This is a genomic window from Actinoallomurus acaciae (assembly GCF_042429965.1).
GTDB classification, from domain to species: Bacteria; Actinomycetota; Actinomycetes; order Streptosporangiales; family Streptosporangiaceae; genus Actinoallomurus; species Actinoallomurus acaciae.
Genome location: NZ_JBHLZP010000496.1, coordinates 1 through 5,840 on the forward strand (window position 1 = coordinate 1; position 5,840 = coordinate 5,840).

Genomic DNA, 5,840 nt, shown 5'->3' on the forward strand with positions numbered 1-5,840 from the left:
GGAGGGCGGGGAGTGTCTGGGAGGGCGGGGAGTGTCTGGGAGGGCGGGGAGTGTCTGGGAGGGCGGGACTTTCCCGGCCCGGCGGGGCTTCGGAACATGCTCTAGATCGTTGATGGGAGATGTGTGGGTCGGTGGTTAGTGGTCGTGGGCGGTCAGTGATCGTTTGATGGGTGCGCCGATGAGCTGGTTGTGTCAGATCACGGTTTTGAGGGCCGGGATTCGCTGGGATGTGCGCGTCCATAGGCCTTCAGTGGTGCAGGCGTTGTGGCGTTCGAGGCCGGGTTGGTTCTTCAAGGGTCCAGATGATCGCTTCGATCCGCTGGTGTAGTCAGGCGGGGAACGGGTTGGTCTTCAGTGGTGGCTCGTCGTGGCGAGTCGGGTGGATCAGCGGGTGGCCCGGTTCGGTGGTGGCCTTTTCGATGCCGGCTCCGGTGAAGCCTTTGCCGCACACGATCGGGCAGGGCCCGGCAGTGGACGTGGGGCGGGTGGAGGGCTCGTTCGCGTTCGTCGAGATCTTTGGGGTGAGCCAGGCTGTAGGAGGTCAGGGCCCCCTCGGCGGTGGTGATGAGCATCAGCTTGGCCCCCGGTGGAAGGCGTGATGGGAGGCGTCTCGCCCGTACGCGGCGATCTCACCGAGGCCTGAGCGGTTCACGGTGACGCGGGATGCGCCACATCGCACGGGTGTGCCATCCACTAGGCGTAGCCGTTCGTGCCAGGTCGGGACCGCGCGTGCCGGCCCCAGCACGATCTAAGACATGACCGGGCCCAGCGCGCGCAAATGCCGGTCGTTATCCGGACCGACAGGGGCAGCCGCGGGAACACGTGCCCGATCCGGCCCGGCGCCAGGCGCAGCCAGCGGCGTTCCTCATCACACCGCGACAGCACCCGCGCGACCGCGACACACACCAGCTCGGCATCACTCAACAACCGGGGCCGGCCCCGACACCGCGGCTACCGCTGTGAGGACAGGACATGATCACCCAGATGGACCTACAGTTCGATCACAAGGGCGTCCAGCTTTGTCTTCACACACCGATCATGGGCGCCCTCCATGCCTACGACCGGCCCACCAACAACCCATCAACGACCTGGATCACCAGGGCCCGAAGACGCGTTCGCCGTTGCGGCTGATGGTGTCACACAGCTCGGTCAGGTCCATGCCCTTGACCTCGGCGAGGCAGCGGGCGGTCAGCGGCACGAGGTACGGGGCGTTCGGCCGGCCGCGGTAGGGCACGGGCGTGAGGTACGGCGCGTCGGTCTCCACCAGGAGCAGCTCCGGCGGCGCGACCTCCGCCGCCTCGCGCAGGTCTCCGGCGTTCTTGAAGGTGACGTTGCCGGCGAAGCTCATGACGTATCCCCGGTCGGCGCAGACCTTGGCCATCTCCCGGTCGCCGGAGAAGCAGTGGAAGACGACCTGGTCGGGCGGGCCCTCCTCGGTCAGGACGCGCAGGACGTCGTCGTGGGCGTCGCGGTCGTGGATGACCAGCGCCGTGCCGGTGCGCTTGGCGATGTCGATGTGCGCGCGGAAGGACCGGTGCTGGTCGCCCGGGTCGGCCCAGTCGCGGTAGTAGTCGAGCCCGGTCTCCCCGACCGCGCGGACGTGCGGCAGCGCGGCGAGCGAGGCGATCTCGTCGAGGACCTCGTCGGTCGCGTCGCCCGCGTCGTTGGGGTGGATCGCCACGGCCGCGTAGACGTCGTCGTGCTCGGCGGCGGCCTCGGCGCACCACCGCGACGACGCCAGGTCATACCCCACGGTCACCGCCCGGCGGATGCCCACCGAGCGGGCCGCGGCGAGCACCTCCGGGACCGGCGTCTTGAGGATGTCGAGGTGGCAGTGGCTGTCGAACACCTCGACCGGCAGCGGCTCGGGAGGCGGTGGGGCCGCCTCCCGCGAGTCGCCGCGGCTCACGAGGCCTCCTTCGCCCGCCGAGCCCGCGTGCCGACCGTGCCGCTCACTTCGCTCACGACTGCTCGAGCCGGGCCAGCTCCTCGTCCACGACCGAGGGGTCCAGCTTGGTGAAGAGCGGCTTCGGCGGCGCCAGCGGGACGCCCGGCCTGATCGGCCGGGACTCCCAGCGCGCGGCCGTGTCATAGGCGCCGGTCAGCACCTGGTAGCCGGGGCCGCCGTCCTCCTCGACGTCGCGCAGCTCCGGCATGCCGCTCCACTCGCCCTCGCCGCCGAGCATCGCGTACACCTTGTCCGAGGACTTCGGCAGGAACGGCGTCAGCAGCGACTTGGCGTCGTCCACGAGCTGCAGCGCGACGTGGAGGATGGTCTTCATCCGCTCCGGGTCCTCGTTGCGGAGCTTCCACGGCGCCTGCTCGGACAGGTACTTGTTGGCCTCCGCGACGGTCCGCATGGTCTCGCCGACGGCGTTCTTGAACCGCGACCGGGTCAGCTCCGCGCCCACCGCGTCGAACGCCGCGCGCGAGCGCTGCAGGATGGTGCGGTCGGCCTCGGTCAGCTCGCCGGCCGCCGGGATCTCGCCGATGTTCTTGGCCGCGAACGAGATCGACCGGTTGACCAGGTTGCCCCACGCGGCGACGAGCTCGTCGTTGTTGCGCCGGACGAACTCCGACCAGGTGAAGTCGGTGTCCTGGTTCTCCGGGCCGGCCACCGCGATGTAGTAGCGCAGGGCGTCGACGTCGTAGCGCTCGAGGAAGTCGCGTACGTAGATCACGACCTGCCGCGAGGAGGAGAACTTGCGCCCCTCCATGGTCAGGAACTCCGAGGAGACCACCTCGGACGGCAGGTCGAGCCGGCCCAGGGAGCCCACCTGCCCGCCCTTGTCGCCCTCGCCGTTGTAGCCCAGCAGCATCGCCGGCCAGATCTCGGAGTGGAAGACGATGTTGTCCTTGCCCATGAAGTAGTACGACTGTGCGTCCGGGCTCTGCCACCAGGCGCGCCAGGCGTCCGGGTCGCCGGAGCGCCCGGCCCACTCGACCGAGGCCGACAGGTAACCGATCACCGCGTCGAACCAGACGTACAGCCGCTTGTCGGGCCGATCGACCCAGCCCGGCAGCGGCACCGGCACGCCCCAGTCGAGGTCGCGGCTGATCGGGCGGGGCTGCATGTCGTCGAGGAGGTTGCGGGTGAACTTGTAGACGTTCGGCCGCCAGAGACCCTCCTTGCTCTGCAGCCATGACCCGAGCGTCTCGGAGAACGCGGGCAGGTCGAGGAAGAAGTGCTCGGTCTCCACGAACTTCGGCTTTTCGCCGTTGATGCGGCTGCGGGGGTTGATCAGGTCGATCGGGTCGAGCTGGTTGCCGCAGTTGTCGCACTGGTCGCCGCGCGCCCCGTCATAGCCGCAAATCGGGCAGGTGCCCTCGATGTAGCGGTCCGGGAGGGTACGGCCGGTGGAGGGCGAGATCGCGCCCATCGTCGTCTTCTCGAAGACGTAGCCGTTGGCGTGGAGGCCCTTGAAGATCTCCTGGACGACGGCGTAGTGGTTACGCGTCGTCGTCCGGGTGAACAGGTCATAGGACATGCCCAGGCCGTGGAGGTCCTGGCCGATCACCTTGTTGTAGCGGTCGGCGAGCTCCCGGGCGGTCACGCCCTCCTTGTCGGCCTGGACCTGGATCGGCGTGCCGTGCTCGTCGGTGCCGCTGACCATCAGGACCTTGTTGCCCGCCATCCGCTGGAAGCGGCTGAACATGTCGCAGGGCAGCGCGAAGCCGGAGACGTGCCCGATGTGGCGGGGCCCGTTGGCGTACGGCCAGGCGGGCGCGGTCAGGATGTGACGGCTGGACATGCCCTAAGCCTAGAGGCCCCGCTCGGATGTATCAGCACGATATCCGCCGACCGGTGATCGGCGCGTCCTCACACCGGCGCCCGCGAGGTCTCGACCTCGCCGAGCGCCTGCGTGAAGTCCTTCGACGACAGCCACAGCTTGTAGACGATGCCCACCTCGAAGACCAGCATCAGCGCCCCGGCCACCACCGTCACCGGGATGATCGCGTGGCAGAGCGGGCCGACGATGAACACCGCCATCTGGAACTCGATGCCGCTGACCAGATGCGTACGGACCCGGTGGCGCAGCAGCCAGTCGCGCACCCGCAGGTACCAGGAGAACCGCCGCCGGAAACCCCGCTGGAGGTCGACCGGCGGCCGCTCCGGCCCGTCTCCGGGAACGGCGTGGCGCAGCCGGCCGTTCATCTCCCGGCGCACGGCCGCCACCTTCAGGGCGTCGAGATAGCGAAGCATGTCGAGGAAGACGATCCCGATGCCCAGGCCGAGGTATTCCGGCCGGCCGGTGGCCGCGTACTGCCCGGCCGTCAGGGCGACGGCGCAGGCGAGCACGCGGATCCGGTCGAACACATAGTCCAGCCAGCCGCCGAAGACGGTGCCCGTGCCGGTCAGCCGGGCGAGCTTGCCGTCCACGCAGTCGAGCACGAAGCTCAGGTGGTACAGGACCGCGCCGATGATCAGCCACGGCCCGGCCGTCCAGAAGCACCCGGCCGCGCCCAGGCCCAGCAGCAGCGCGCCGAGCGACACCTGGTCGGGGGTCAGCGGCGTCCGGTTCGCGGTGAACCGGACGAGCCGCCCGGCCAGGGGGTCGACCAGGAACACGGTCCACCACGCGTCGCGCGCCTTGTACGTGCGGGTCCGTACATCGTCCATCGTGAACAACGGGTTCACCACTCCTCCTCGTCCTCCTCGTCGCCGAGCGCGTGACTGTCGTCCCCCGAATGCAGGTCCGGGTCGGGGTCGAAGAGTTCCGCGATCTGTGCCAGCAGGTTTCTCAGCATCGGGACCACCGTTCATGCTCGCTGCGCTGCCCACACCCGTACTTCGCCGATCCGTCCGGTCCGGTTTCCCCTTTTTTGACGCTTCCGGGGTGCCGCCGCTATGCCGGTGCCGGAGGATCAGCCGTGGGAGGGCACGCCGATGCGGTCGGTCCAGCCGGCGGTGATCATCAGGGTCGAGTTGTCGATCTCGCTCGTGGCCGTGCCGTCCGCACCGATCGGGTAGTACTCGCGCGCCAGGATCCGCGCCGATGCCGGATCGATGACCAGGTGCTCCTCGCTCCGCCGAAGGCCCTGCATCGTGTTCTCCTCGACACGGACGGCCAGGGCCACGCCGGAGCGGCCGAGTCCGTCGCGGGCCGGGCCGATGGAGCGGATGCCCTTCTGGGCGGCGAGCATGCGGTACGCCGCCGCGCGCACCGTCGGCGGCGCGGGTGCGTTGATGATCGCGATGCCGGCGTTCAGGACGTCCTCGGTCAGCGAGGCCTCCTGGCTCTGCGCGTGGTACTTCCGCAGTTCGGCGATCCTGCGGTTCCGGTCCGCCACGACCATGCGTCGCAGGCCCGCGGCGGTGGTGGGGAGTTTCGCCAGGCCGGCCATTGTCGTGCCCCCGGGGCCCAGTTCGAGGTAGGGATCGTCGGCCGTGTGGGCGTCGGCCGAGAAGGGCTTCATGTCGGTCAGCGACGGTGACCCCGCCCGCTGCCAGGCGGCCTTGTCCGCCGGGGTGGTGAACTGGGGCTGGATGTCCCGGTCCACCGTCCGCGAGGGCTGGCCCTGCCGGTACGGGTCCCAGTTCTCCCACGTGATGCCGACGTACGCGTGGAAGGGAAAGTAGGGTCCGTTTCTGGGCCCCCCGTTGGCGCTCGTGCCATTGCCCTTGATGCCCTTTCCGGGCTGCCGGGCCCGATCCACCTCGCGGATCTGGGAGTACCAGTAGGCCCCGTGCGTCGCCGCCGGCTGCTTCGCGGCGTACTCCGCGCCGGCCAGCAGGACCGATCGGGCGTCCAGGGCCCGCGGCGTGGAGGCGGGCGGCGTGACCCCGCCGTGCCCCGGCGTGTCGTCCGGCAGGGCGAGGACACCGGCCGCCACGGCCG

The 5,840-nt window shown here is 69.7% G+C and carries 4 protein-coding genes and 1 pseudogene; all 5 read right to left on the minus strand.

Going from position 1 to position 5,840, the window contains the following annotated elements:
* Positions 1-192: 192 nt before the first annotated feature.
* Positions 193-984: pseudogene (locus ACFFNX_RS52450) on the minus strand (IS982 family transposase).
* Between the two features lie 109 nt (positions 985-1,093).
* Positions 1,094-1,909 (minus strand): TatD family hydrolase, encoded by an 816-nt coding sequence (locus ACFFNX_RS39850; RefSeq protein WP_378211343.1) that lies wholly within the window; start codon positions 1,907-1,909, stop codon positions 1,094-1,096.
* Between the two features lie 52 nt (positions 1,910-1,961).
* Entirely contained in the window at positions 1,962-3,752 is a 1,791-nt protein-coding gene (gene metG / locus ACFFNX_RS39855; RefSeq protein WP_378211344.1) for a methionine--tRNA ligase, read from the minus strand.
* A 68-nt stretch (positions 3,753-3,820) separates the two neighbouring features.
* Positions 3,821-4,639 carry a CDP-alcohol phosphatidyltransferase family protein gene (locus ACFFNX_RS39860; protein WP_378211345.1) on the minus strand — a complete coding sequence of 273 codons (819 nt, stop codon included), beginning with the start codon at positions 4,637-4,639 and terminating at the stop codon, positions 3,821-3,823.
* A 227-nt stretch (positions 4,640-4,866) separates the two neighbouring features.
* Positions 4,867-5,840 (minus strand): hypothetical protein (locus tag ACFFNX_RS39865; RefSeq protein ID WP_378211346.1); only part of this gene is annotated, 974 nt, incomplete at its 5' end.

Coding starts and splice junctions, on each gene's coding strand:
- metG (WP_378211344.1), bottom strand. CDS start 3,752: ATGTCCAGCCGTCACATCCTGACCGCGCCCGCCTGGCCGTACGCCAAC.